The following is a 25,769-nucleotide window of genomic DNA, read 5'->3' as shown; positions in this document are numbered from 1 at the left end:
AGGTGGATCAGCGCCCCGAAGGGGCGCGGGGCCGTATCGATGTGCGGCTCCGCCGCGTGGGCGCGACCAGCCACAGCCGACCCGCACCCGATGGGCACCCGACCCGAGCCGGACGGCTAAATGGCACCCTTCCGCGTCAGCTGGTTGAAGCACAGCCACCCCGGCAGCACCGGCAGCCAGAACGTCAGCAGCCGGAACAGCAGCACGGCCGGCGCCGCCGTCTCCGCCGGCAGTCCGGCCAGGGTCAGGGCGCCGATGAGCACACCTTCCACCGCGCCCACACCGCCCGGCGTCGGCGCGGCCGACCCCAGCGCGTTGCCCGCGAGGAAGACCACGGCCACGCTCGCGTAGCTCAGGTCCCCGCCGAACGCCCGGATCGACGTGTCCAGGCACAGCACGAACGTGGCCGTCAGCAGCAGCATGCCGCCGATGCCGTTCAGCAGCTTCCGCGGCCGCTGCAGCAGGTCCAGCATGCGCGGCACCACGCCCGCGAAGAGCGAGCGCACGCGCGTGGAGACGAACTTCCGCAGGAACGGGATCGCCGTCACCACGAGCACCAGGACCGCTGCCGTGAGCAGGCCGCCGATGACCGTGCGGGACGGCGGGAGAGGCGACGACGTGTTCTCGGTTCCGGTGATGTAGCCGAACGTCAGCAGCAGGATGATGTGGCTCGCCAGACCGAACAGCTGCGACGCTCCCACGCTCGCCACGGCGAGCCCCGGCCGCAGACCCTGGCGTTGCAGGAAGCGTGTGTTCAGGGCGACTCCGCCCACCGCGGCGGGGGCGACCAGTTTGACGAACGAGCCGGCGACCTGGGCGAGCACCGTGCGGCCGAAGGGCACCTTCTCCGGTACGAAGCCCAGCAGGCTCATCGCGGCCGCCAGGTAGCTCAGGGCGGAGAAGGCCGCGGCGGCCAGCACCCAGTACCAGTTGGCGTGTGCGACCAGGTCGCCAAATTTGACGTGTGCGAGCTGTGAGAGCAGGAAGTACGCGGCGAAGGCGCCCGCGATGGAGCTGATGAGGGTGCGCGGCTTGATGCGCTCCAGGCGCACCGGCTCTATCGGCGCCTGCGGGCGGATCAGCAGGACCTGCCGGCGGATCTGCGCGAGCAGGTCCTCCTCGCGCGCCTCCTCGGCCGCCACACCGAGCGCCTGCTTCTCCGCCTTCTTCTCGGCCTTGAGCGCCTTGCGCTCGCTGACGTCCGCACCCTTCTCCGCGCGTTCCCGCGCCCTGCGCTCCTTCTCGATGCGCGAGGACTCCAGCACCGCGTTCCGTTCGCGCTCCGCGCGCTCGCGGGCGAGCTGGCGGAGGGTGGCCCGGCTGGAGCGGGTGAGGGCGATCGGCTGGAGCAGGGGCAGGCTGTCGGCGACGGCGTCGGGGCCCAGCACGGACACGGCCGAGGCCACGGCACGTTCGGCACCCACCCGCAGGCCGAGCGTGGTGAGCAGCTGGGCGATGTCCATCCGCAGGACCAGGTCGCCCGCGGCGATCTCGCCGCCGCGCAGGTCGGTCAGGACGACGTTGCCGGAACGATCCACCAGAAGGGCGTCGCCGTCGAGGCGCCGGTGGGCGATCCGCCGCGACTGCAGCGCCTGCACCTGCCGCCAGGCACCGGCCGCCAGCTCGTCGGTGATCTCCTCGTCCGGGATGGCGTCCAGGGTGCGGCCGCCGATGTGCTCGTAGACGAGCATCACGGCGTCCGGGCCGAGCTCGGAGGTGGCGATCAGCCGCGGCGCGTTGGCGCCCGCGGCGATGGCCGCGTAGGCCAGCAGGGCCTCCTGCTCCAGGGCCTGCCGCAGCGACTGCAGGCTGCGGCGCTGCGTGATGCCGCGCAGGGCGAGGCGCTGCCAGACCCGGTAGAAGAAGCCCTGCGCCTGCTGTTCACGGTCGACGACCGTGACGTCGAGCGGCGGGCCGTCCTCCAGGGTGACGATGTAGCGGCGCCCCCGGTCGTGATGCTCGGTGTCCTCCGGGTCCTCGGTGCGCAGGGCGGTCACAGGGTTGAAACCCACGCGCCGCAGGCCGGCGAGGAGATGCTGGCCGGTCGGTCTGACGTTCGGCGAGCCGACCGCGTAGAGCGTGCCGTAGGCCACGGTCCAGCCGATCAGCACGGTGATGACGATGGAGAACGGTGTGGTGTAGCCGTTCACCAGCACCGCGAAGGCGTCCAGCAGCAGCACCGCCCACATGGCCACCCGCCAGCGCGGGCGGCGGGACATGCCGACCGCCGTCATGTAGGCGATCACGGGCGCCAGATAGCCGTGCACCGGGTCGGTGGCGCTGCCGGTCGGCGACGTCTGGATGAGCGCCGAACGGATCGAGGCGGGCGCCCCTTGGGCGACCCACAGGTCGGTGCCGAGCGAGACGCCGTGCGCGAGGACCGCGGCCAGCACACCGTCGGCGATGCGCAGCCCGTCCCGTTTGATCAGCCGCTCGATGGCGAACGCGACCGGCACGATGAAGATGGCGATGTTGGCCGCGAGCCCCGCGAAGTTCGCCAGCAGCTGGGGCGCCCGGCCGGTGCTCTCGCCGATGTCCCTCTCCAGCCCGGCGGTGGTGAAGTGGGCGAAGGCGGCCAGGGCGAGCACGAGGGCGATGCCGAGGATGCCCAGGAAGAGCCGGACCAGGTCGGCGGGGCGGTGGACACGGGCGGGGAGCAGGGGCTCGTCGCCGGAGACCTTGTCGATGTGGATCTCGCCGCCTTCGCACTTGTACGAGCCGCGGTCCCCGGAAGGGGGCAGCGCGCCGGGGACGCGGGCCTCGTCGCGAGGCTGCGCGCCCTGTTGCTCGTCCTTGTCTTCTTCTTGGTCTCGTATCACCAGTCACCGCCCGGAAGATGGTGGCATGGCCCGGCCGGGCAACGGGGCATCAGGGTGCATTTCGCGGGCGCGGACTCCGGATCGTACGCCCTGTGATGCGGTGCCGCACTCTGAGTGATCATCCGCCCGGGGCGTTGTCGGAGGGGTGCGGCAGGATGGGCCGCGTGAGCGAGCTTCCGGAGACCCTGCCCGAGTATGCCGAGCGGGTGCTGGCCGTGGCCGAGCTGATTCCGCCCGGCCGGGTGATGACGTACGGGGACGTCGCCGAGTGGCTCGGTGAGGGCGGGCCGCGCCAGGTGGGCCGGGTCATGGCGCTGTACGGCGGCGCCGTGCCGTGGTGGCGGGTCGTCCGCGCCGACGGGGTGCTGCTGCCCGGCCACGAGCTGCGCGCCCTGGCCCACTACCGCGCCGAGGGCACCCCGCTGCGCGAGGCCGGCCGGCAGGCCGAAGGGCATGTGCCGCGCCTCGCGATGACCCGGGCCCGCTGGGACGGCGATGTGACTCCGCACACGTGAGCCGGGCCGTGCGGCGGGGCCGCCCGCACCGCCCGCGGGCCCGTGGTCCCGGGGCAGCACCCGAACGGATGAGGCCACGACGGGCGTGCGGGGGCTCCCCCGGCGCCCTGCGCCCCGGCGGCCTCCTGGCGTAGCGTCGAGGACCGCGTCGCACCCACCCCCGCAACACCACCAGGACCGGCACCCCACGTGAGTCTCTCCCCGCCTTCCCGCTCACCGCATGCTCACCGGACACGGCAGCCCGCCCAGGGCGCCTACCGTCTGGTGCGCACCCGGCCGGGACCCGTGGTTCCTCCTGAGCTGGACGCACGGCAGCGCGCCGTGGTTGACCACCGGGACGGGCCGCTGCTGGTGCTCGCCGGGCCCGGCACGGGGAAGACCACCACGCTCGTCGAGGCCGTGGCCGAGCGGGTGCGGCGCGGCACGGACCCGGAGCGGGTGCTCGTCCTCACCTTCAGCCGCAAGGCGGCCGTCGAACTCCGCGACCGGATGGCCGCCCGCATGGGCGGCGCCGCCGCCCCGCAGGCCACCACCTTCCACGCGTACTGCTATGCCCTCGTCCGCGCCCACCAGGACGCCGACCTCTTCGCCGACCCGCTGCGCCTGCTGTCCGGCCCCGAACAGGACGTCGTCGTCCGCGAACTGCTCGCAGGCCAGGCCGAACTGGAGCGCGCGGGCCGCGCCGCCGTGCGCTGGCCCGACGAACTGCGCGCCTGCCTGACCACCCGCGGCTTCGCCGACGAGGTGCGCGCCGTCCTCGCCCGCAGCCGCGAACTCGGTCTGGGGCCCGGCACGCTCGGCACCTTCGCCGCCCGCACCGGCCGTCCCGACTGGCGGGCCGCCGCCTCCTTCATGGCCGAGTACCTGGACGTCCTCGACACCTACGGGGTGCTCGACTACGCCGAACTCGTCCACCGCGCCGTGCTGCTCGCCGAGCGCCCGGAGACGGCCGCGGACCTCGCCGGCCGCTACGACGCGGTCTTCGTCGACGAGTACCAGGACACCGACGCCTCCCAGGTGCGGCTGCTGCGCGCCCTCGCCGGCGGCGGACGGACACTCATGGCGTTCGGCGACCCCGACCAGTCGATCTACGCCTTCCGCGGCGCCGACGTCGGCGGCATCCTCGACTTCCCCCGCACCTTCGCCCGCCCCGACGGCACCCCCGCCCCCGTCGAGGTCCTGACCGTCTCCCGCCGCTCCGGCGCGAACCTGCTCGCGGCCACCCGGCAGCTCACCCGGCGCATGCCGCTCACCCGCCTGCCCGCCGACGCCGTCCGCGCCCACCGCGAGCTCACCGCCGTCCGCGCCGGCGGCCGCGTGGAGGCCTGCACCTATCCGACCCAGGGCGCCGAGACCGACAACATCGCCGACATCCTGCGGCGCGCCCACCTCGAGGACGGCGTCCCCTGGCAGGACATGGCCGTCCTGGTCCGGGCCGGCTCCCGCTCCCTGCCGTCCCTGCGCCGCGCCCTCACCTCCGCGGGCGTACCGGTCGAGGTCGACGGCGACGACCTGCCCCTGCGGCACGAACCGGCCGTCGCCCCCCTGCTGACCGCCCTGCGCACCGTCGCCGAATCCGTCCTCCCCACGGAGGAGGACACCCCCTGGCTCGACGCCGAGACCGCCCTCGCCCTCCTCGCCTCCCCCCTCGGCGGCATGGACGCCACCGACCTGCGCCGGCTCGGCCGCGCCCTGCGCGACGAGGAACGGGCCGCGGGCCGGGCCGTCCCCCGCCCCTCCGACGAGCTCGTCGCCGAAGCCCTCGCCGCACCGGAACGCCTCGCCGCCCACGACCCCTCCTACGCCCGCGGCGCCCAGCGCCTGGCCGCCCTCCTGCAGACCGCCCGCGAACTGCTCGCCGGCGGCGCCACCGCCGAGGACGCCCTGTGGGCCCTGTGGAACGGCACGCCCTGGCCGCAGCGCCTCGAACGCGCCGCCCACCGCGGCGGCGCCGCCGGCCGCAACGCGGACCGCGATCTCGACGCCGTCTGCGCCCTGTTCGAGACCGCCGCCCGCGCCGAGGCCCGCACCGGCGGCCGCGGCGCCCTCAACCTCCTCGACGAGCTCGACGCCCAGGACATCGCCGCCGACACCCTCACCCGCCGCCCCGCCCGCCCCGACGCCGTGCGCCTGATGACCGCCCACCGCTCCAAGGGCCTGGAGTGGCGCCTCGTCGTCGTCGCCGGAGTCCAGGAAGGCCTCTGGCCCGACCTGCGCCGCCGCGGCTCGCTCCTGGAGGCCGACCGCATCGGCCGCGACGGCCTCGCCGAACCGCTCACCCCCGGCGCCCTGCTGGCCGAGGAGCGCCGGCTCTTCTACGTGGCCGCCACCCGCGCCCGCGACCGCCTGGTCGTCACCGCCGTCAAGGCCGCGGCAGAGGACGGCGACCAGCCCTCCCGCTTCCTCGCCGAACTCGGCATCACCCCCGTCGACGTCACCCAGCGGCCCCGCCGCCCCCTCGCCGTCGCCGCCCTCGTCGCCGAACTGCGCGCCACCACCGTCGACCCCGCCGCCTCCGACGCCCTGCGCGCCGCCGCAGCCGAACGGCTCGCCCGGCTCGCCGCCCTGCGCGACGAGGAGGGCCGGCCGCTCGTCCCCGCTGCCCACCCCTACCGCTGGTGGGGCCTCGCCGAGGCCACCCACAGCGAGGTGCCGCTGCGCGACCCCGAACGCCCCGTCGCCCTCTCCGGCTCCGCACTCGGACAGCTGGAGAACACCTGCTCGCTCCAGTGGTTCCTGGGCCGCGAGGTCAAGGCGGACGCCCCCGCCACCGCCGCCCAGGGCTTCGGCAACGTCGTGCACGTCCTCGCCGACGAGGTCGCCTCCGGCCGCACCCCCGCCGACCTCGCCGTCCTGATGGAACGCCTGGAATCCGTCTGGGACGCGCTCGCCTTCGACGCCCCCTGGAAGTCGCTCCAGGAGAAGGAGAACGCCCGCGCCGCCCTCGAACGCTTCCTCCGCTGGCACGTCCTGCAACGCGGCGGCCGCACCGCCGTCGCCACCGAGCACCCCTTCGACGTCACGCTCAAGGCCGACGGCCACCTCGTCCGCATCCGCGGCTCCATGGACCGCGTCGAACGCGACGACCAGGGCCGCGCGTACGTCGTCGACTTCAAGACCGGCAAGGGCACGGTCTCTGCGGCCGACGTCGAACGCCACCCGCAGCTCGCCGTCTACCAGCTGGCCGTCGAACAAGGCGCCGTGGACGAGCTGTTCGACGGCGCGCGGCCGGAACCGGGCGGTGCCGAGCTCGTCCAGCTGCGCCAGGGCGCGGCGAAGAAGGAGGGCGGCGACGCCCTGCCCAAGGTGCAGGCCCAGGAGCCGCTGGGGGAGGGCGCGTGGATCGGCGACCTGCTGGCCGCCGCGGCCCGCCGCGTCCTCGAGGAACGGTTCTCCCCGCGCCCCGGCCAGCACTGCACCCACTGCACCTTCCGTGCCTCGTGCACGGCCCGCCCGGAGGGCCGCCATGTCGTGGAGTGAGCAGAAAGCGGCTGGTCAGCGCCCGTTGTCAGTGGCCGCCCTTAGCGTTTCGGGTGTGACCCCGCGCCTGACCGACCCCGAGCAGCTCAAGGAGCTCCTCGGCATCCCCTTCACCCCGGAGCAGACGGCCTGCATCACCGCGCCGCCCGCCCCGCAGGTCATCGTGGCCGGAGCCGGATCCGGCAAGACCACGGTGATGGCCGCGCGCGTGGTCTGGCTCGTCGGCACGGGCCAGGTCGCCCCCGAGCGGGTCCTCGGGCTGACCTTCACCAACAAGGCGGCCGGCGAGCTCGCCGAGCGTGTCCGCAAGGCCCTCGCGCAGGCCGGTATCACCGACGCGTACGACGACGACCCCGACCGGGCCGCGGGCGAGCCGCAGATCTCCACCTATCACGCCTTCGCCGGCCGGCTCCTGAAGGAACACGGCCTGCGCATCGGCCTGGAGCCCTCCGCCCGCCTCCTCGCCGACGCCACCCGCTACCAGCTCGCCGCCCGCGTCCTGCGCTCCTCCCCGGGCCCCCACCCCGCGCTCACCCGCTCCTTCGGCGACCTCGTCTCCGACCTGCTGGCCCTCGATGCCGAGCTCAGCGAACACCTCGTGCCGCCCGCCCGCCTGCACGCCCATGACACGGAGCTGCTCGCCGCCCTGGAAGGCGCCCGGCTCACCAACGCCGACCTGCGCAAGGTCCCCGAGGCCGCCCGCGCCCGCCGCGAACTCCTCGGCCTCGTCCGGGCGTACAGAGAGGAGAAGCGCCGCCGCGATCTGCTCGACTTCGGCGACCAGATCGCCCTCTCCGCCGAACTCGCCCTCGACAGGCCCGAAGTGGGCCGCATCCTGCGCGAGGAGTTCGCCGTCGTCCTCCTCGACGAGTACCAGGACACCTCCGTCGCCCAACGGAAGCTGCTCGCCGGGCTGTTCGGCGGCGGCACCGGACACCCCGTCACCGCCGTCGGCGACCCCTGCCAGGCCATCTACGGCTGGCGCGGCGCCTCCGTCGCCAACCTCGACGACTTCCCCCGCCACTTCCCGCACGCCGACGGCACCCCCGCCCGGCGCCACGCGCTCGGCGAGAACCGCCGCAGCGGCGGCCGCCTGCTCCGCCTCGCCAACCACCTCGCCGCCGAACTCCGCTCCCGGCACGAGGGCGTCGAGGCCCTGCGCCCCGCCCCCGGCGCCGAGCACGACGGCATCGTCCGCTGCGCCCTGCTGCCCACCCACGCCGAGGAGCTGGACTGGCTCGCCGACTCCCTCGCCCACCTCGTGCGCACCGGCACCCCGCCCGGCGAGATCGCCGTCCTCTGCCGCACCGCCTCGGACTTCGCCCGCATCCAGGGCGCGCTCGTCGAACGGGACGTGCCCGTCGAGGTCGTCGGCCTCTCCGGCCTGCTGCACCTGCCGGAGATCGCCGACCTCGTCGCCGTCTGCGAGGTCCTCCAGGACCCCACGGCCAACGCCTCCCTCGTCCGCCTGCTCACCGGCCCGCGCTGGCGCATCGGCCCCCGCGACCTGGCCCTCCTCGGCCGCCGCGCCCGCACCCTGGTGCCCTACGGGTCCGCCGGGGCCGACCCCGGGCGGCGCCTCGCCGAGGCGGTGGAGGGCGTGGACCCGGCCGAGACGATCTCCCTGGCCGACGCCCTCGACACCTTCCTCACCACCGACGCCCCCGACGACGGCCTGCCCTTCTCGTCCGAGGCCCGCATCCGCTTCGCCCGCCTCGCCGCCGAACTGCGCGACCTGCGGCGCTCGTCGGCCGACCCGCTGATGGACGTCCTCCACCGCATCCTGGCCACCACGGGCCTGGAGGTCGAGCTCTCCGCCTCCCCGCACGCCCTGGCCGCCCGCCGCCGCGAGACGCTCGCCCAATTCCTGGACATTGCCGCCGACTTCGCCGCGCTGGACGGTGAGACGACCCTCCTCGCCTTCCTCGGCTTCCTGCGCACTGCCATGCAGTACGAGAAGGGCCTGGACAGCTCGCTCCCCGGCGGCGAGAACACCGTCAAGATCCTCACCGCGCACAAGTCCAAGGGCCTGGAGTGGGACGTGGTGGCCGTCCCCGGCCTCGTCGCCAAGCAGTTCCCCAGCGAACAGCCCCGCGAGTCCTGGACCGCCCAGCCCAGGGTCCTGCCGCACGCCCTGCGCGGCGACGCGGACACCCTCCCCGGCGTGGACGGCTGGGACAGCAAGGGCCTCGCCTCCTTCAAGGCCGCCATGAAGGAGCACCAGCGCATCGAGGAACTCCGCCTCGGCTACGTCACGTTCACCCGTCCCCGCCTTCTGCTGCTCGCCTCGGGCCACTGGTGGGGCCCGGACCAGAAGCGCCCGCGGGGCCCGTCGGCGTTCCTGGAGGCCCTGCGCGCCCACTGCGAGGAGGGCCACGGCGAGATCGAGGCCTGGGCCGAAGCCCCCGGGGAGGGCGAGGAGAACCCGGCCCTGCAGGCCGCCGCGGCCGACCAGCTCTGGCCGCTCCCGCTCGACCCCGCCTCCCTGACCCGCCGCCGGGCCGCGGCGGACGCGGTCACGGCCCACCTGGCCCGCCTGGAGGCAGAACCGCAGGCGCCCGCGGCCCGGCCTGCGTACGACCCCGACTGGCCGCCGCCCCCTGAGGACGACGGCGAGCCCGCGGACGGTGCCCCCCTCGGCGACGACTGGGACTCCCTGCCCACCACCCGCCCCCGGGTGCCGGCGCCCCGGCACGCCCCCGAACCGCACCCGCTCCTCCCCGAGGAGGCCCGCACCGTCGCCTCCTGGGACCGCGACCTCGACGCGCTCGCGGGCGAGCTCCGCCGCGCCCGCGCCACGGTCCGCGACGTCGTCCTGCCCGCGAGCCTCACCGCCACCCAGCTGATGCAGCTCGCCGCGGACCCGGACGCCTTCGCCCGCGACCTGGCACGCCCCATGCCGCGCGCCCCGCAGCCCGCCGCCCGCCGCGGCACCCGCTTCCACGCCTGGGTGGAGTCCCGCTTCGACGCCACCCCCCTGCCCCTCCACGACCTCGACGACCTGCCGGGCGAGGAGGACGGCACGGAGATCGCCGACGAGCGCGACCTGGCCGCGCTCAAGGAGGCCTTCGAGCGCACCCCCTACGCCCGCCGCGTCCCGCACCGCGTCGAGGTGCCCTTCCAGCTCACCCTCGCCGGCCGGCTGATCCGCGGCCGGATCGACGCCGTCTACCGCACCCCCGACGGCGAGGGCTACGAGATCGTCGACTGGAAGACCGCCCGCGACCGCAGCACGGCGGACCCGCTCCAGCTCGCGATCTACCGCCTGGCCTGGGCGGAACGCTGCGGCCTGCCCCTGTCCGCCGTCACCGCGGCCTTCGTCCACGTCCGCGACGGCGAGACCGTCCGCCCCGCCGATCTGCCGGACCGGGCGGCACTGGAGCGGATCCTCCTCGGCGGAGAACCCGGCGCGGAACCGGAAGCGGAACCGGGGGAGGGATCATGACGGAACCCGGTCCCGGTCACACCCCGTATCCGGCTAGGCTCGACGTCATGAGCAACACCCCGGACAGCGCCGTCCGCACCTGGATCGAAGGCCACCGCGCCGCGTTCCTCGACGACCTCGTCGAGTGGCTGCGCATCCCGTCCGTCTCGGCGGACCCCGGCCGCGCGTCCGACGTGCGCCGCAGCGCCGAGTGGCTGCAGGCGAAGCTCAAGGAGACCGGCTTCCCGGCCGTGGAGATCTGGGAGACGGCGGGCGCCCCGGCCGTCTTCGCCGAGTGGCCCTCCGGCGAGCCGGACGCACCGACCGTCCTGGTCTACGGCCACCACGACGTCCAGCCCGCCGCCCGCGAGGACGGCTGGCACACCGAGCCGTTCGAGCCGGTCGTGAAGGACGGCCGGCTGTACGCGCGCGGCGCGGCCGACGACAAGGGCCAGGTCTTCTTCCACACCCTGGGCGTCCGGGCCCACCTCGCGGCCACCGGCCGCACCGCCCCGGCGGTCAACCTCAAGCTGCTCGTCGAGGGCGAGGAGGAGTCCGGCTCCCCGAACTTCCCCGCCCTCGTGCGCGCCCACGCCGACCGCCTCGCCTGCGACGCGGTGATCGTCTCCGACACCGGCATGTGGTCCGCGGACACCCCGACCGTGTGCACGGGCATGCGCGGGCTCACCGACTGCCAGATCGACCTGTACGGCCCCGACCAGGACATCCACTCGGGCTCGTTCGGCGGCGCCGTGCCCAACCCGGCCATGGAGGCCGCCCGCCTGGCCGCCGCGCTCCACGACGAGCAGCACCGCGTGACGATCCCCGGCTTCTACGACGGCATCGCCGAACTGACCGACGCCGAGCGGGAACTCTTCGCGGAACTGCCCTTCGACGAGCAGCAGTGGCTGCGCACGGCCCACTCGCACGGCACCCTCGGCGAGGCCGGCTACAGCACCCTGGAGCGCATCTGGGCCCGGCCCACCGCCGAGGTCAACGGCATCGGCGGCGGCTACCAGGGCCCCGGCGGCAAGACGATCGTCCCCTCCTCCGCCCAGCTGAAGCTTTCGTTCCGGCTCGTCGCCGGGCAGGACGCGGAGGTCATCGAGCGGTCCCTGAGCGCCTGGGTGGCGGACCGGCTGCCCGAGGGCATCCGGCACGAGGTGACGTTTTGGGGCGCGACCCGCCCCTGCCTGACCCCGCTGGACCACCCGGCGCTGCAGGCCGTCGTCCGGGCCATGGGCAAGGCCTTCGGACAGAAGATCCGTTTCACGCGGGAGGGCGGCTCGGGCCCCGCCGCAGATCTGCAGGACGTGCTCGGCGCGCCCGTGCTGTTCCTCGGCATCTCGGTGCCGTCGGACGGCTGGCACGCGCCGAACGAGAAGGTCGAGCTGGATCTCCTCATGAAGGGCGTCGAGACCGCCGCCCACCTGTGGGGCGAGCTCGCCGAGACCGGACGCACCGGCCGGGACTGACCGGCGGATCCCGGAACCGCGCCCATGACGCACCATCATCACCATTTGCAGGGGGAGTTGGAAGCAGCCGTGACCACCTGGACCGATCTCGCAGCAACCCGGCCGATCACGCTCAGCGACACGAGCGGCATCGACCGCGCCGCGCACCACCGCCTGGACGAGGCGTGGCTGTCCGCGGCGTGGAGCCACCCGTCGACGCGCGTCTTCGTGGTCTCCGGCGGGCAGGCGCTGATCGACGACACCCCCGACGGCCGCACCGAGCTGGTGATGACCCCCGCCTTCGAGGCGCCCGTCACCGAGACGCACCGCTACTTCCTGGGCCAGGACGCCGACGGCGTCGCCTACTTCGCGCTCCAGAAGGACGCGCTGCCGGGCCGGATGGACCAGTCGGCGCGGCCCGCCGGGCTGCGCGAGGCGGGGCTGCTGCTCTCGCCGCGCGACGCGGGCCTGATGGTGCACGCGGTGGCCCTGGAGAACTGGCAGCGGCTGCACCGCTTCTGCTCGCGCTGCGGCGAGCGCACGGTGATCGCGGCCGCCGGTCACATCCGCCGCTGCCCGGCCTGCGGCGCCGAGCACTACCCGCGCACCGACCCGGCCGTGATCATGCTGGTGACGGACGAGAAGGACCGGGCCCTGCTGGGCCGGCAGATGCACTGGCCGGAGGGCCGCTTCTCGACGCTCGCGGGCTTCGTCGAGCCGGGCGAGTCCATCGAGCAGGCCGTGCGCCGCGAGGTCGCCGAGGAGGCCGGTGTCGTGGTGGGCGACGTGGAGTATGTCGCCAGCCAGCCCTGGCCGTTCCCGTCCAGCCTGATGCTGGGCTTCATGGCCCGCGCCACGTCCTCGGACATCCAGGTGGACGGCGAGGAGATCCACGAGGCGCGCTGGTTCTCGCGGGACGAACTGCGGGCCGCCTTCGCCTCGGGCGAGGTGCTGCCGCCCACGGGGATTTCCATCGCGGCCCGGCTGATCGAGCTCTGGTTCGGCGAACCCCTGCCCGCAAGCTGAATATCACGTTCCAGCGCAATTCCCGCACCGGATATCGGATACCGGTGCGGGGAGGGGCATTATCCGGCCGACAAGCCATCGATCAAACCGGTGCACACCCGGCGAACAGGGCGTCAACTGACCGTCCACTGGCCGGATTTTTACCTTGCTCGCATGCTTTCCATTCCTGTTTACTGTGCGCAGTTCGACTGCTCAGCTGCCCCGGAACAGGGAGTTTCGCATGTCTGAGAACTACACCGCCGAAGAGTTCGACGAGCTGGACGACCTCCAGGTCATCGAATCCTCCGAACTGAAGGTGGGCGGCGCATTCCACGCCTTCCGCTTCAAGTCCCTTGTCGAGGCCACTCCCGAGGACTAGCGCGCACGGTGCGTGGGGCCGGGAAACCGGCTCCACGTGATGCCGGCCGCATCATGGAAAACCGCACTGCGTATCGCACTGCATACTGCACTGCATATCGCAGGGAAACCCGCACGGAATACCGGAACTCCACGAAGTCCTGGGAGCGTGCACACCCATGGGAGACACCGCTCCCGCGGACGCGGTCCTTCTTTTCCCGCCGCAGACCGAAGCACGGCTCTTCCCCTATCTGAGCCTTCCTTGTCTCACCGGCCATCTGCGCGCGCAGGGCCGGACCGTCCACCAGGAAGACCTCAATCTCGGCCTCTTCCACGAACTCCTGCAGTACGGGCCCCTGATGGGCGCGTACGAGCGCCACCGGGGCCGCTCCGGAATGCGCCACTGGTACCGCGCCGCGATGGCCGAAACGGCCTGCGCGCACCTGCCGGAACTGCGCAGCCACGTCCTCACCAAACACGGCGCGGGCGCTCTCGGCCCCGCCCGCGCGGTGCGCCTGGCCAACCAGGCCGTCGAGACCGTCCTGGAGGACTCCTTCCTCACCCGCCCCTGGCCGGGCCTGGACGCACTGGACGCGGAGGTCGCACGGCTCGCGGCACAGGACGCCGCGGCGCTCGACCCGCCCACCGCCACGCTCCGGCGCCTCCTGGAACGCACCCTCGCCGCCACCCGGCCGCGCCTGGTCGGCCTGTCCGTCGCCTTCTTCAGCCAGCTCGCGCCCGCCCTGCTGATCGCCGCCTGGGTGCGCGCCCTGCAGCCGGAGGCCCAAGTGTGGCTGGGCGGCCAGCAGGTGATGCTGCGCAGCGGCGAACTCCTCGGCCTGCGCTCCGTCCGGCACGGCGCCGACGCCCTGTGCACCGCCGCCGGTGAGGAACCGCTCGCGGCAGGGCTCGACGCCCTCGACGGCACGACGGCCGCGAGCGACGTCCCCGGCGTCCTGTGGACCGCGCCCGGCCGGGAGACCGGCGCCGCCCTGCCCCTGCGGATGACATTCCGCGACACCGGGCCACCGGACTTCGACGGCCTCCCGGTGCATTCCTACGTGGCCGAGGACTTCCAACTGGCCATCGTCTCCTGCGTCGGCTGCTATTGGGGACGCTGCGTCTTCTGCTCGTACGGGAACAGGTCCCTGCCCAAAGGGGCGTATCAGCAGGGCACTCCCGCGCAGATCGCCGACTCCGTGGAATCCGTCGTCCGCCGGCACGGCGTGGACTTCGTGGCCGTCGTCGACGAGAACACCAATCTGCGGCTGATCGTGCAGGCCATGCGCGAAGTCCGCCGCCGCGGCATCCGGGTCACCTTCAGCACCCGCAACCGGCTGGAATCCGTCCTCCTCGACGAGGAGTTCTGCCGGGAACTGTCCGCACTCGGATGCGTTCTCATGAGCGTCGGATACGAGACGAATGCGCAGCGCCTGCTCGACCTCATGGACAAAGGCGTCGTCTCCGCCGACTATCAGCGCATCATCGACAACATCACCGGCGCGGGCATCAATCTCCGGTTCTCCGTCATGGGCGGCCTCTTCGACGAGACCGACGACGAGGCGAAGGCGTCACGGGAATTCCTCCGTGCCAACGAGACGAAGATCGGCATCGACGTCCTGCAGCTCATGGTCGCCGAACCCGGGACGCTCCTCGCGGCCGACGCCGCACGCTACGGCATTACCCTCGACCGCTCCGGGGCGCTCGGTGCCAACCCCGAGCTCAACTACCTGGGCGGCAGGCACGGTTACCCGCTCACCGCTCCGGACGGCCCCGGCCGCGCCACCTCCCTGCACCGCCTGACGGACACCTTCCGGGCCGTCCGCCCGCAGGGGAACGACGCACTGCCCCCGCACCAGCGGCACAGCCGCACCCACGGCCCCGTCCGGCACGCCCGACTGCGCCCCTGGGTACGCCCGGTGCCCTCCGCCGCGGCGGAGGGCACCGGCGCAGGCTCCCTCCTGCTCTCCGACCTCGTCTGGCAGCAGATCTTCGCCCTTCCCCGGGAGCACGTCGCGGTCGAGGAGGACGCGTACACACTCACCGCCCGCTCCGACCGCGGAGCACGGCTGCTGGGACGCCTGGTCGCGGCCGACGCCGCCGAAAGCATCCCCCTCCCCGACCGCCTGGACGCAGGGCGTGTCCGACGGGTCGGCACAGGCCCCGCGCCGCCTGACACGGCACCTCGCCGCGTTGTCGCATCACCCGAGTACGCCCAGTACGCGAGTGATGCTCCGCCTTGCGATGCTCCCCCAGCTACCGCTGGGAGGTGCCCCCAGCACCAGACGCCGCGGGGCCTGCACTGACCCACCGGACACGCCCTAGGAGCCCCGCATGACCACCGCCGCACCGACCCGCCCCCGCCCCCGCACCCGGCTCGGTCTGGGCGTCGGCATGGACCTGCCCTGGGGCGCCCGGACCGGCTTCCGCGAGACGGACGACGGCGGCGACATCACCCCCCGCGTCCGCACCTTCCTGGAGCGCCACGCCGGCGACTTCGCCTACTCCTTCTTCGCCTTCCAGCCCCGCCACCGCGCCCGCCTGCGCACCGCCGACTACGTCACCGCCTACGACCGGCTCTATGCGGCCATGCCCGGCCTGCACACCCGCGCCTTCCACCACACCCTGCTCAACATGGGCACCCCCGAGGCCTACGACCGGCGCCCGGCCGCGGAGTTCGCCAACGCCCTGCACGCCCGCTACGGCTTCTCCTGGGTCGTCGAGGACCTCGGCATCTGGAGCCTGCAGGGGCGGCCGCTGCCCTACCCCCTGCCGCCCGTCCTCACCGAGGAAGGCCTCCGCCTGGCCACGGCCAACGCCCGGCAGGCCCGCGAACTGCTCGAACCGCCCCTGCATGTCGAGTTCCCGGGCTTCACCGAGGGCGGCTCGTTCGTCCTGGGCGGCCTCGACGGCTTCGACTACTTCCGCCGCCTCGCCGAGGACGCCGACGTCCACGTCACCCTCGACGTGGGCCACGTCCTCAGCTACCAGTGGCTCAAAGGCCGTACCGGGCGGGCCATGTTCGACGAACTGGAACGGCTGCCCCTCGACCGCTGCCGCGAACTGCACCTCTCCGGCTGCCAGATCGTCGACGGAAAGTTCCGCGACCTCCACCACGGCATCCTCCTCGACGAACAGATCGAGCTCACCCGCCACCTGCTGCCCCGCTGCCCCAACCTTCTCGGCGTCACCTACGAGGACCCCGTCTACGGCGACGACGGCGAACTCGTCGAGAAGTCCCGCCGCAACTACGCACGCCTGCGCGACCTCGTGACCGCGTGGGCCGGCCGGGACACCCCATGACACCGCCTGCCGCCGCCGGGCCCACCGGACCGGAGCCGACCGGACCCGAGCCGACCGGACCTGAGCAGGCCGGCCCCGAACCCACCGCTCCCGAGCTGACCGGCCCCGAACTCACCGCCCTGCTCGCGCGCCTGCTCACCGACGACGACTACCGTGAACGCCTCGCCGCCCACGGCCCCGCCGCAGTCACCGGCAACCCCGCCGAACACGCCTGCCTCGCCACCGTCGACCACGGCGAACTCGCCTTCACCGCACGCCGCTTCCGCACCGACCTGTGGCACGGCGACGGCGCGGGCGGCATCGCCGACGCCTTCCCCCGCTCCCTCGCCCTCCTCGCCGCCCGCGGCCGGCCCCGGGCACGCCTCGTCCGCGAGTTCCTCGCCTCGCCCTGGTTCGGCAGATTCCGCGCACTGCCCTACACCGGCGAAGGCATCTCACTGGAAGAGGCCTTCGCCGGCTACGCCATGGACCTGCCCTGCGCGGCACCGGACGGCGCGGACCCCGCGGCCCAGGACCTCTGGTACACGCTCCGGCACGAGATGCTCCTGGCCCTCCTCACCGCGCTCGTCCACGAACGGCCGGTCTCCTTCCGGACGGACGTGCCCGGCATCCTGCCCACCGACCACGGACACGCCACCGTACGGACCTGCCCGGCCCGGCTGCCCGCCCGCTGGGGCGCATCGGCCGCCGCCGATCCGGGCAGTACGGACGTGACCTGCCTGTACGTGTGCACACCCCGGGCCATGGCCTTCGGACCCGTCTCCCGGCGGGTCGCCGACGCCCTGCTCCGGCCCGGCGAACCCGAAGCCGAACGAGTCAGGCAGGCATTGCGGAGGCGAGGAATCTGGTGACGACGCCCGGCACGACGACACTCGACGACACCCGCGACGGACTGACCGCCGTACCGGAACACGGCCACGTCCTCCCCGTCTGGGACGTCCGGGGGTTCAGCGACGAGCACCTGCTGTTCCTCGACCGGCACCTGGACCTCAAACACGTGCCCGCGGAGGACTGCCGGGCCCTCGCCGCGCTGCGCGGCCGCTCCCGCGAACTCGCCGCCGCCTGCCGCCGCCTGCCGTTCCGCGAACCGGGCAGCGGCCGCTACGGGCTCGACGACTTCCTCTACCCCGCACTCGCCGGCGGCTGGCTCGCCTCCGTGTGCTGGGTCGTCCCCGGCGAGGCCGGCCGGAACCCCGCAGCGGCCCTGCTGGGCGCACTCAGCCTGGTGCCCCACGTCGGCCACCGCGTGATCGAGACCTTCACCCGCGAACCGTGGGGCGTCCGCACCGAACTGCCCGTCGGCACCCTCGCCTGCACCGGCCTGCACGCACTCGGCCCCGACGTGCTGGACAACATCACCGCCGTGGACGTCGACCTCGACTACTTCGTCGACAGCGACGGGCGCGCCGACCACACCGTCGCCGAAGTGATGAACCAACTCGGGCCGTGGGCCGGGAAGATGCGCAGCTGGAGCGGATCGCTGAGCGTGTCCAGCGGCTTCGTCCCCGCCGCCTGCGGCACCGCACTCGCCACCCGGCTGGCACGGGAACTCGGCATGCCCCTGCGGACCCCCGCCGCCGAAGTGTTCACCGGCACGTCGGGAAGCCCCGCCCCGGAACGCTCACTGGCCGCCGCCGCACGCGGCACCCCCCTCGGCCCGGCGGAGACGGAGCGGCTGTGGGACGAGGAACTGGCCCCCCTGGGCGCCGAAGGCCTCACCCTGCGCGCCGTCCTGGACGCCCAGTCGGGACGCACCGACGAAGCCCTCACCGCCGTCCACCGCGCCCGCCGGCACGGCGGCCGCGCCACCTGGGCCGCCTACGTCACCGGACTCGCGGCCATGCGCGCACGCCAACACGCCACCGCACTCGGCCTGTTCGACCTGTGCACCGAAACCGTCTCCGACACCCTCGACGCCCACGCCGGCATCCTGGGCGTCATCTGCGCCCTGCGCCTGGGCCGCACCACCGAGGGCGTGCAGCGGGCCCGACGCGCCCTGCAGACCACCCCGCTGCACCGCGACCTGCCCGGCCTGCTGGCCCTGGCAGGCCGCCGCAGCGGGGACGGCGGCGCCGAACGCGACGCCCAGCGGCACGCCGACGTCCTCGCGGAGCTCTGGCATGACTGACGGACACCCCTTCCTCCCCGGCATGAGCCGGGAAACGTTCTTCGCCGCATACTTCCGCCGCACCCCCTTCGTCCTGCGCGGCGCCGCCCGTACACTCCTCGAACCGCCCCTGAGCGTTGCCGAGTTCGAGGAGATCCGGGCCCGCATGGCGCGCGAGCACCCCGTACAGGTCGTCGAACGCCCCGGCGAGGCCCGGTTCGTACGCGTGACGGACCTCGCCTCGCCCCGCCTGGCCGCGGTCAGCGACACCGTCCGGCACGCCCTGGACTGGCCGAACGTGTGGTGCGACGCGGTACGCACCCTCGCCCCCTCCGGCATCGGCTGCCACTTCGACGACAGCGACAACCTGGTGCTGCAACAGGAAGGCACCAAACGCTGGCAGCTCGCCCCGCCCTCCGGCCTGCCCGAGGACTCCCTGCGCCGCCGCATGACCGGCGACCACACCGTCGGCACGGCCTACATGCCCGACGATGCCCTCGAATTCGTCCTCGAACCCGGGGACGTGCTCTATCTCCCGGTGTTCTGGAGCCACTGGGGCGTCAGCGACGGCCCCTCCCTCAGCATCAGCGTCGCCCTCAACTCCGCCAGCGCGCTGCAGACCGTACTGCCCCTGCTCGGGGAGGAACTGGCGGCACACCGCGCATGGTGGCAGCCCCTGGCCCCCGGCGAACCCGACCTCGACGCCCTCTGGCAGGCCCTCGACGACCCCGCCCTCCGGCACCGCATCGGCGAGACCCTGCGCGTACGCCACCGAGTCGGCGTACGCCACGGGCTGCACGCCCCCCGCACCCGGCCGGCCACGGAACCGGAACAGGACGACGACACCAGGCCGCAGCCGCTCGCCATCACCCTCCGCGGCCCGCTGCGCGACCTGCTCCGCCGCACCCCCGACCTGCCCGACGCGCACGCCCTGCTGGCCGCACCCCTCTCCGGCACCCTGTGGGCGGACGCCCGCCGGGAACACGCCCGGCACGTCCTCCTCCGCGTCCTGCGCCTGCTCCGCCACCGCAGCGGCCACTGGGACGGACAGCCCGGCATCCTGCGCACCGCGCAGACGGTCGTCGACCTGCTGGCGGCCGCCGAGGAGACCGAACTCCTCGCCCTGGGCCGCCACCCCGTCCTCCTCGGCGCCGTCCGCCGCGCCGAACGCGAGGCCGCCGCCGACTACTGGGAGCCCGCCGACACCTTCGTCCCGCACGTCGCCTCCGCCGTCCTCGGCATCGCCGCCCGCCACCCCGGAACGGCCGCCGGCCGGCCACTGACCGCGGCCCCCTCGGAACCCCACGGCATCGCCGTGCTCCTCCCCGGCGAACGCTGGACCGTCCCCGGCACCCTCGGCGACACCACCGCCGTACGGTTCGACCCGCAGGACGGCACCCCCGAACTGCGCACGGCCGACGGCACATGGCAGCAGGCCACGCGCACACCGCTCACCACCACCGGCCGGTCGGACCTGCGCCTGCTGACCCATCACACGTGGTGGCAAACCGCCGAACAGCTCGGCATCTCCTGGCACTGCGGCCGACTGCCGGACCATGAGACGGACACGGCAGCGGACGCCGTCGCCCTGCTCGCCGCCCACTGGCCCGCCGCCCTGGCCGCCGCCGAAGCCCACCTGCTGCTCTTCACCGGACCCGCACCGGCCGAACGGCTCGCCCTGACGGCCTGCTCACCGCCAGCACCGGAAGCCGCGGCAGCAGGCCTCGTCACCGTCCTGGCACGCGCCCAGTGGCGGCTCCTCACCGACCTCCGCCCGCCGCCCGACGGCCTCCCGCCGCTGCCGTCCCCCTGGGACGGCTCCGCACACTCGGCGCCCTGGGTGTACGGGCAGCTCCACGCCGCCCGCCTCCAGGGCGAGTTCTGCCGGAGACTGCCCGGGGCGGCGCCGTGGACGGACGCGGTCCTGGCCGACGTGGCCCGCGCCACGGCGGCCGTCCGCGCGGCGGCCCCCGCGGACCTCGCCCTCGCCGACGCCGTCCTGCAGGACACGGACCACACACCGACAGGGAGCACGCCGTCCCGATGAAGTCCCCCGCAACCCCCGCCGACGCCGGATCCTGGCGCAGAGTCCTCCGCGAACCCGCCTTCGCCCGCGTGTGGATCAGCCAGCTGACGAGCTCGCTCGGCGACCAGGTCTTCCCCTTCGCCATCGCCACCTCGGTGCTCGTCGACGACGGCAGCGTCACCGGCTTCGGCACCGTGCTCGCCGCCCGCGCCCTCGGCATGGCCGTCTGCGTCCTCATCGGCGGCGTGGTGGCCGACCGCTTCCGGCGCACCAGGATCATGGCGGGGGTCGACGTCCTGCGCACCGTGGTCGTCGCCGGGGCCGCCCTGGCCGCCGTGGGTGCACCGCCCTGGGCCCTGGCACTGCTGGTGCTGCTGGTCGGCGCGGGGGAGGCCTTCTTCGACCCGGCCTACGAGTCCCTGCTGCCCCGGCTCGTCCCCGCGCAGCAGCTCGAAGCCGCCAACTCCCTCGCCACCGCGACCCAGCGGACGGTGGGCATCCTCGGCCCCACCCTCGCGGGCGCCGCGGTGGCGGTGATCGGGGCCCGCAGCGCCCTGCTCTTCGACGCGGCCACCTTCGCGGTCAGCGCGGCCCTCCTCGTCGGCGTGAAGGAGACCGCGCCGGGAAAACCGGGGGAGCGGCCGGGACTCCGCATCGGCTCCCTGCTCGGCGAGATCGCCGACGGCGTACGTGCCGCCCGGTCCCGGCCCTGGGTGTGGGCGGTGCTGCTGATGTCGGTGTTCCACATGGTGACGACGGTCCCGGCCTGGTTCGTCCTGCTGCCGGAACGGTTGCTCAGATCGGACGCGGACACCTGGGCCTACGGCGTGGTGATGGCGGCCTTCTCCGCCGGAGCCCTGACCGGCGGCATCCTCGTCCGCAAGGGCGTCACCGGACACCCCGGCACCGTGGCCCTGCTCGCCCAGCTGCCGTTCGGACTGGCGGTCGGACTGCTGGGAGCGACACGGTCGGTGCCGCTGCTCGCGCTCGCCGCGATCCCCGCCGGGGCGGGCCTGGCGGCGTTCCAGGTGCTGTGGATGAGCGCCCTGCAACGGCACATCCCCGATGAACTGCTCGGCCGCATCATGTCGTTGGACTGGCTGGCCTCCACCGCCGCCGCCCCCGTCGGCTACGCGCTCGTCGGACTCTCACTCGCCCATGTACCCGTCTGGTCCGTCACCCTGACCGCGGCAGTGCTCTTCACCCTGAGCACCGTCGCCCCGCTCCTCATCACCGGTGTACGGGAGTTCGGCGGACACAGCGGACCGGACCGCACCACGCCGGCGGCGCGCAGCAGTGAGCCCGAGACGGCATGACGGCAGCACACTGCGACGGACGAACGGACGAAACAGCACACCGCACGGTCACCGTGACCGCCGACAGCGTCACCGAACGGACCGCAGGACGTCATGACGACGTCCCGCTCCTCACCACTGCACGGTTGAACGAACTCGCACGCGAACTCCGCGAAGACATCGAGTGGTTGACCGGCCGGGCAGACGTGCCGGATGCGTCGGACGTGTCGGTGACCGTGCGGATGACGAGCCGGTGGGAGTGCCGCAGACCGCCCGGCAGCGACCCGGTGCAACGGACCCGGCTGGAAGCAGTGACCGAGATCCGCGTGCCGCGCGACGGCAGGACCGCGCCCGTGGTGTGGCAATGGGCCGGCCCCGACCCCCTCGCCGCCCTGCGGTCCGCGACCGCACAGCTGACGGGCGAGATCCGGGCGGCGGCCACCGCCCTCCCGCTGTCCGGCACATTCACCGGGGACATCGTCCTGGCCCCCGAGACGGCGGTGCACTTCGCCCACGAAACCCTCGGCCACAGCCTGGAAGCCGACAACTACCACGACTACGCGGCCCGTTCAGGACTGCGGCTCGGTCTGCGCATCGCCACCGAGGCCCTCACCGTCACGGACGGCCCCCGCCCCGGCGAACCGGAACAACTCGAAAGCACCTACCGGACCGACGACGAAGGCCACCCCGCGACCCTCACCCGTCTCGTGACCGACGGCGTCGTGACCGGAGTGATGACGGACGCCGCCCACGCAACCCTGCAACGGCTGCCCCGCACCGGCAACGGCCGCCGCTCCCTCGGCACCGGACCGGCACAGCCCAGGATGTCCGCCCTGTCCGTGGCCGCCGGCAGCACCCCGGCCGCCGACATGATCCGCTCCGTCCGCCGCGGCCTGTACTGCCGCGGCGCCTGGGGCGGCGGCTCGGTCGAGGACCTCTTCGTCATCCGGCCGGGCTACGCCGAGTGGATCGAGGACGGCGCACTCACCGGGGTCCTCGTCCGCCGGCTCGACATCAAGGGGAACAAGACGGCCGCCCTGCGCGCCCTGCGGCAGGTGGGCGACGACGTCGCCTGCTTCAACCCCGTCACCGGCTGCGGCAAGAACGGCCAGGAACTGCCGGTCGGCGTCGCCGCCCCGTCCCTCGCCTGCGAAGACCTCACCGCAGTGCCCGTGCCGGGCCCCCGCCCACGGCGGGACGACCCGGCACCCGGCCGGCCACTCTGACCCGATCCGCCCGGATCAGACGCGATCCTCTCGGATCAGACGCCCAGGGTCTGCTTCACCTGGGCCAGGGACGGGTTGGTGAGCGTCGTACCGTTCGGGAAGAGCACGGTCGGGACGGTCTGGTTGCCCCCGTTGGCCTTCTCCACGAAGGCGGCCGCCTCCGGGTCGAGCTCGATGTTCACCTCGGTGTACGCGATTCCCTCGCGGTCCATCTGGCTCTTCAGACGGCGGCAGTAGCCGCACCAGGTGGTGCTGTACATCGTCACGGCGGACATCGGTGCTCCTTAAAGGGGGTGGGTGATGCTCCGCGGGATAGAACGTGCGTCCGCCCCGGGGCATTCCCGCCCGGGCCACTTCCGTCGACTCCCGCATTAGTACGACCGCACGGCCCCGCCTGTGGACAACATTCCCGGCCGCCTCCGGGAACCTGGCAGCATGGCGGGGTGACAGCAGCAACGCACTCCTCCCTCTTCCCCCAGGTGCCGGCCTCCGCCGACGCGGTGCTCGACGGGCTCGACCCCGAGCAGCGCGAGGTGGCCACGGCCCTGAGCGGACCGGTGTGCGTCCTGGCCGGAGCCGGCACGGGCAAGACCCGGGCGATCACCCACCGCATCGCCTACGGCGTCCGCTCCGGAGTCCTCCAGCCCGCCAGTGTGCTCGCCGTCACCTTCACCAACCGCGCCGCCGGGGAGATGCGCGGCCGGCTGCGCCAGCTCGGCGCGGGCGGCGTCCAGGCCCGCACCTTCCACTCCGCGGCCCTGCGCCAGCTCCAGTACTTCTGGCCGAAGGCCGTCGGCGGCGAACTGCCGCGCCTCGTCGAGCGCAAGATCCAGGTCGTCGCCGAGGCCGCAGCCCGCTGCCGCATCCGCCTCGACCGCAACGAGCTGCGCGACGTGACGGCCGAGATCGAATGGGCGAAGGTCACCCAGACCGTCCCCGAGGACTACCCGGCCGCCGCCGCCAAGGCCGGCCGCGAGGTCCCGCGCGACCCGGCCGAGACCGCCCGCGTCTACGGGATGTACGAACAGCTCAAGCGCGACCGCGGAGTGATCGACTTCGAGGACGTCCTCCTCCTCACCGTCGGCGTCCTCCAGGACCGCCACGACATCGCCGAAACCGTCCGCCGCCAGTACCAGCACTTCGTCGTCGACGAGTACCAGGACGTCAGCCCCCTCCAGCAGCGGCTGCTGGAACTGTGGCTCGGCGACCGCGACAGCCTCTGCGTCGTCGGCGACGCGAGCCAGACCATCTACTCCTTCACCGGCGCCACCCCCGACCACCTGCTCAACTTCCGCACCCGCCACCCCCGGGCCACGGTCATCAGACTCGTCCGCGACTACCGCTCCACCCCCCAGGTGGTCCACCTCGCCAACGGCCTCCTCACCCAGGCCCGCGGCAGGGCCGCCGAACACCGGCTGGAGCTGATCTCCCAGCGCCCGCCCGGCCCCGAGCCGCGCTACGCCGAGTTCGCCGACGAGCCCGCCGAGGCCGAGGGCACCGCCCGCCGCATCCGCGAGCTCCTCGACTCCGGCGTGCCCGCCAGCGAGATCGCCGTCCTCTACCGGATCAACGCCCAGTCCGAGGTCTACGAGCAGGCCCTCGCCGACGCCGGAGTGCCCTACCAGCTCCGCGGCGCCGAGCGGTTCTTCGAGCGCCCCGAGGTCCGCGAGGCCGGACTGCTGCTGCGCGGCGCCGCCCGCGCCGGCAGCCACACCGACCCCCAGCTCGCCGACGCCGACGACCTCCCCTCCCAGGTGCGCGCCGTCCTGGGCACCCGCGGCTGGACGCCCGAGCCGCCCGCCGGATCCGGCGCCGTGCGCGACCGCTGGGAATCCCTGGCCGCCCTGGTCCGGCTCGCCGAGGACTTCGCCCGCGCCCGGCCGCAGGCCGGCCTCGCCGACCTCGTCGCCGAACTGGACGAGCGGGCGAGCGCCCAGCACGCCCCCACGGTCGAAGGTGTGACACTCGCCTCACTCCACGCAGCCAAGGGCCTCGAATGGGACGCCGTCTTCCTGGTGGGCCTCACCGAGGGCATGCTCCCGATCACCTACGCCAAGACCGACGAGCAGATCGAGGAGGAGCGCCGCCTCCTGTACGTCGGCGTCACCCGCGCCCGGCTGCACCTCACCCTGTCGTGGGCACTCTCCCGGACTCCCGGCGGCCGCCCCTCGCGCCGCCCCAGCCGCTTCCTCAACGGGCTGCGGCCGGGCTCCGCCGCACCCCGCCCGGGCTCGGCGGCAGCGGCCGCGGCCCAGGGCGGCATCGAGCGCGGCGACCGGCGCAGACGCCGCGGGCCCGCGCGCTGCAGGGTCTGCGGCCGCACGCTGACGGACGCGGGCGAGATCAAACTGATGCGCTGCGAGGACTGCCCCTCGGAGCTGGACGAGGCGCTCTACGAGCGGCTGCGCGACTGGCGGGCCGAGCAGGCCCGCCAGCTGGGCCAGCCCGCCTTCTGCATCTTCACCGACAAGACCCTGCTCGCGATCGCCGAGGCCGTCCCGGGAACCGAGGCGGAGCTGGTGTGCATCTCAGGTGTCGGAGGGCGCAAGCTGGACAGGTTCGGCGCCGAGGTCCTGGCCCTGTGCGCGGGGGCGGAACCGACGTCGCAGAACTCCCCGGAAAAATAGTTTGCGCGCGCGGAGGGCATACCCATAGCCTTCCGAGCAGGGAAACAGCGGTTCTTCCGAGAGCTGTTGTGTCCATGCTGTACTTGCAGAACCGAAACCGAAGATCCGGACCGGAGCACCATCGGTCCCCC

16 protein-coding genes are annotated in these 25,769 nt (G+C 73.7%); 14 read left to right on the top strand and 2 right to left on the bottom strand.

Features of this window, described 5'->3' with window-relative positions; all coding sequences use genetic code 11:
- Positions 1 to 116 precede the first annotated feature (116 nt).
- Positions 117 to 2,693 (bottom strand): flippase-like domain-containing protein, encoded by a 2,577-nt coding sequence (locus HG542_RS26065; RefSeq protein ID WP_373313115.1) that lies wholly within the window; start codon positions 2,691 to 2,693, stop codon positions 117 to 119.
- 290 nt (positions 2,694 to 2,983) lie between these two features.
- Here HG542_RS26065 and HG542_RS26060 point away from each other — a divergent pair, with 290 nt between their 5' ends.
- The 13 genes from HG542_RS26060 (at position 2,984) to HG542_RS26000 (ending at position 23,011) form a co-directional block, all read left to right on the top strand.
- On the top strand, positions 2,984 to 3,334 hold the full coding sequence (locus HG542_RS26060) for an MGMT family protein (RefSeq protein WP_308438038.1): 351 nt from the start codon (positions 2,984 to 2,986) through the stop codon (positions 3,332 to 3,334).
- Positions 3,335 to 3,523: 189 nt separating this feature from the next.
- Positions 3,524 to 6,814, top strand: a complete 3,291-nt coding sequence (locus tag HG542_RS26055; protein WP_171085521.1) for an ATP-dependent helicase — start codon at positions 3,524 to 3,526, stop codon at positions 6,812 to 6,814.
- A gap of 55 nt (positions 6,815 to 6,869) precedes the next feature.
- Entirely contained in the window at positions 6,870 to 10,259 is a 3,390-nt protein-coding gene (locus tag HG542_RS26050; protein WP_171085519.1) for an ATP-dependent helicase, read from the top strand.
- 47 nt (positions 10,260 to 10,306) lie between these two features.
- Positions 10,307 to 11,713: a dipeptidase gene (locus HG542_RS26045; protein ID WP_171085518.1), complete on the top strand. Its 1,407-nt coding sequence runs from the start codon at positions 10,307 to 10,309 to the stop codon at positions 11,711 to 11,713.
- A 69-nt stretch (positions 11,714 to 11,782) separates the two neighbouring features.
- Positions 11,783 to 12,718 (top strand): NAD(+) diphosphatase, encoded by a 936-nt coding sequence (gene nudC / locus HG542_RS26040; protein WP_171085516.1) that lies wholly within the window; start codon positions 11,783 to 11,785, stop codon positions 12,716 to 12,718.
- A gap of 220 nt (positions 12,719 to 12,938) precedes the next feature.
- Positions 12,939 to 13,076, top strand: a complete 138-nt coding sequence (locus HG542_RS26035) for a hypothetical protein (protein WP_171085515.1) — start codon at positions 12,939 to 12,941, stop codon at positions 13,074 to 13,076.
- 157 nt (positions 13,077 to 13,233) lie between these two features.
- Complete coding sequence (locus tag HG542_RS26030) at positions 13,234 to 15,360, top strand: B12-binding domain-containing radical SAM protein (protein ID WP_171085514.1); 2,127 nt, start codon at positions 13,234 to 13,236, stop codon at positions 15,358 to 15,360.
- Positions 15,361 to 15,388: 28 nt separating this feature from the next.
- A complete protein-coding gene (locus HG542_RS26025; RefSeq protein WP_171085513.1) occupies positions 15,389 to 16,357 on the top strand; it encodes a multinuclear nonheme iron-dependent oxidase in 969 nt (322 codons plus the stop codon).
- Positions 16,354 to 17,208: a hypothetical protein gene (locus tag HG542_RS26020; RefSeq protein WP_171085512.1), complete on the top strand. Its 855-nt coding sequence runs from the start codon at positions 16,354 to 16,356 to the stop codon at positions 17,206 to 17,208. Before HG542_RS26025 ends, HG542_RS26020 begins: the two co-directional genes overlap by 4 nt.
- Positions 17,205 to 18,485, top strand: a complete 1,281-nt coding sequence (locus tag HG542_RS26015) for a tetratricopeptide repeat protein (RefSeq protein ID WP_171085511.1) — start codon at positions 17,205 to 17,207, stop codon at positions 18,483 to 18,485. The genes HG542_RS26020 and HG542_RS26015 overlap by 4 nt, the downstream gene beginning before the upstream one ends.
- Positions 18,478 to 20,511, top strand: a complete 2,034-nt coding sequence (locus HG542_RS26010) for a JmjC domain-containing protein (RefSeq protein WP_171085510.1) — start codon at positions 18,478 to 18,480, stop codon at positions 20,509 to 20,511. The genes HG542_RS26015 and HG542_RS26010 overlap by 8 nt, the downstream gene beginning before the upstream one ends.
- On the top strand, positions 20,508 to 21,806 hold the full coding sequence (locus HG542_RS26005; RefSeq protein ID WP_171085508.1) for an MFS transporter: 1,299 nt from the start codon (positions 20,508 to 20,510) through the stop codon (positions 21,804 to 21,806). The genes HG542_RS26010 and HG542_RS26005 overlap by 4 nt, the downstream gene beginning before the upstream one ends.
- Positions 21,803 to 23,011: a TldD/PmbA family protein gene (locus HG542_RS26000; RefSeq protein WP_171085506.1), complete on the top strand. Its 1,209-nt coding sequence runs from the start codon at positions 21,803 to 21,805 to the stop codon at positions 23,009 to 23,011. Before HG542_RS26005 ends, HG542_RS26000 begins: the two co-directional genes overlap by 4 nt.
- Positions 23,012 to 23,046: 35 nt before the next feature.
- Here HG542_RS26000 and HG542_RS25995 read toward each other — a convergent pair whose 3' ends face one another.
- On the bottom strand, positions 23,047 to 23,286 hold the full coding sequence (locus HG542_RS25995) for a mycoredoxin (protein WP_171085504.1): 240 nt from the start codon (positions 23,284 to 23,286) through the stop codon (positions 23,047 to 23,049).
- Positions 23,287 to 23,454: 168 nt separating this feature from the next.
- On the opposite strand from HG542_RS25995, the gene HG542_RS25990 reads away from it, so the two are divergent.
- Entirely contained in the window at positions 23,455 to 25,638 is a 2,184-nt protein-coding gene (locus HG542_RS25990; protein WP_308111199.1) for an ATP-dependent DNA helicase UvrD2, read from the top strand.
- The last annotated feature ends 131 nt before the right edge of the window (positions 25,639 to 25,769 follow it).

The organism is Streptomyces morookaense, assembly GCF_013030945.1.
Lineage (GTDB): Bacteria > Actinomycetota > Actinomycetes > Streptomycetales > Streptomycetaceae > Streptomyces > Streptomyces morookaensis.
The sequence above is the reverse complement of the archived record's forward strand: the minus strand, read 5'-3'. Positions and strand labels throughout refer to the sequence as shown.

Coding starts and splice junctions, on each gene's coding strand:
- HG542_RS26030 (WP_171085514.1), top strand. CDS start 13,234: ATGGGAGACACCGCTCCCGCGGACGCGGTCCTTCTTTTCCCGCCGCAG.
- HG542_RS26025 (WP_171085513.1), top strand. CDS start 15,389: ATGACCACCGCCGCACCGACCCGCCCCCGCCCCCGCACCCGGCTCGGT.
- HG542_RS26045 (WP_171085518.1), top strand. CDS start 10,307: ATGAGCAACACCCCGGACAGCGCCGTCCGCACCTGGATCGAAGGCCAC.
- HG542_RS25995 (WP_171085504.1), bottom strand. CDS start 23,286: ATGTCCGCCGTGACGATGTACAGCACCACCTGGTGCGGCTACTGCCGC.
- HG542_RS26010 (WP_171085510.1), top strand. CDS start 18,478: ATGACTGACGGACACCCCTTCCTCCCCGGCATGAGCCGGGAAACGTTC.
- HG542_RS26020 (WP_171085512.1), top strand. CDS start 16,354: ATGACACCGCCTGCCGCCGCCGGGCCCACCGGACCGGAGCCGACCGGA.
- HG542_RS26035 (WP_171085515.1), top strand. CDS start 12,939: ATGTCTGAGAACTACACCGCCGAAGAGTTCGACGAGCTGGACGACCTC.
- HG542_RS26005 (WP_171085508.1), top strand. CDS start 20,508: ATGAAGTCCCCCGCAACCCCCGCCGACGCCGGATCCTGGCGCAGAGTC.
- HG542_RS26000 (WP_171085506.1), top strand. CDS start 21,803: ATGACGGCAGCACACTGCGACGGACGAACGGACGAAACAGCACACCGC.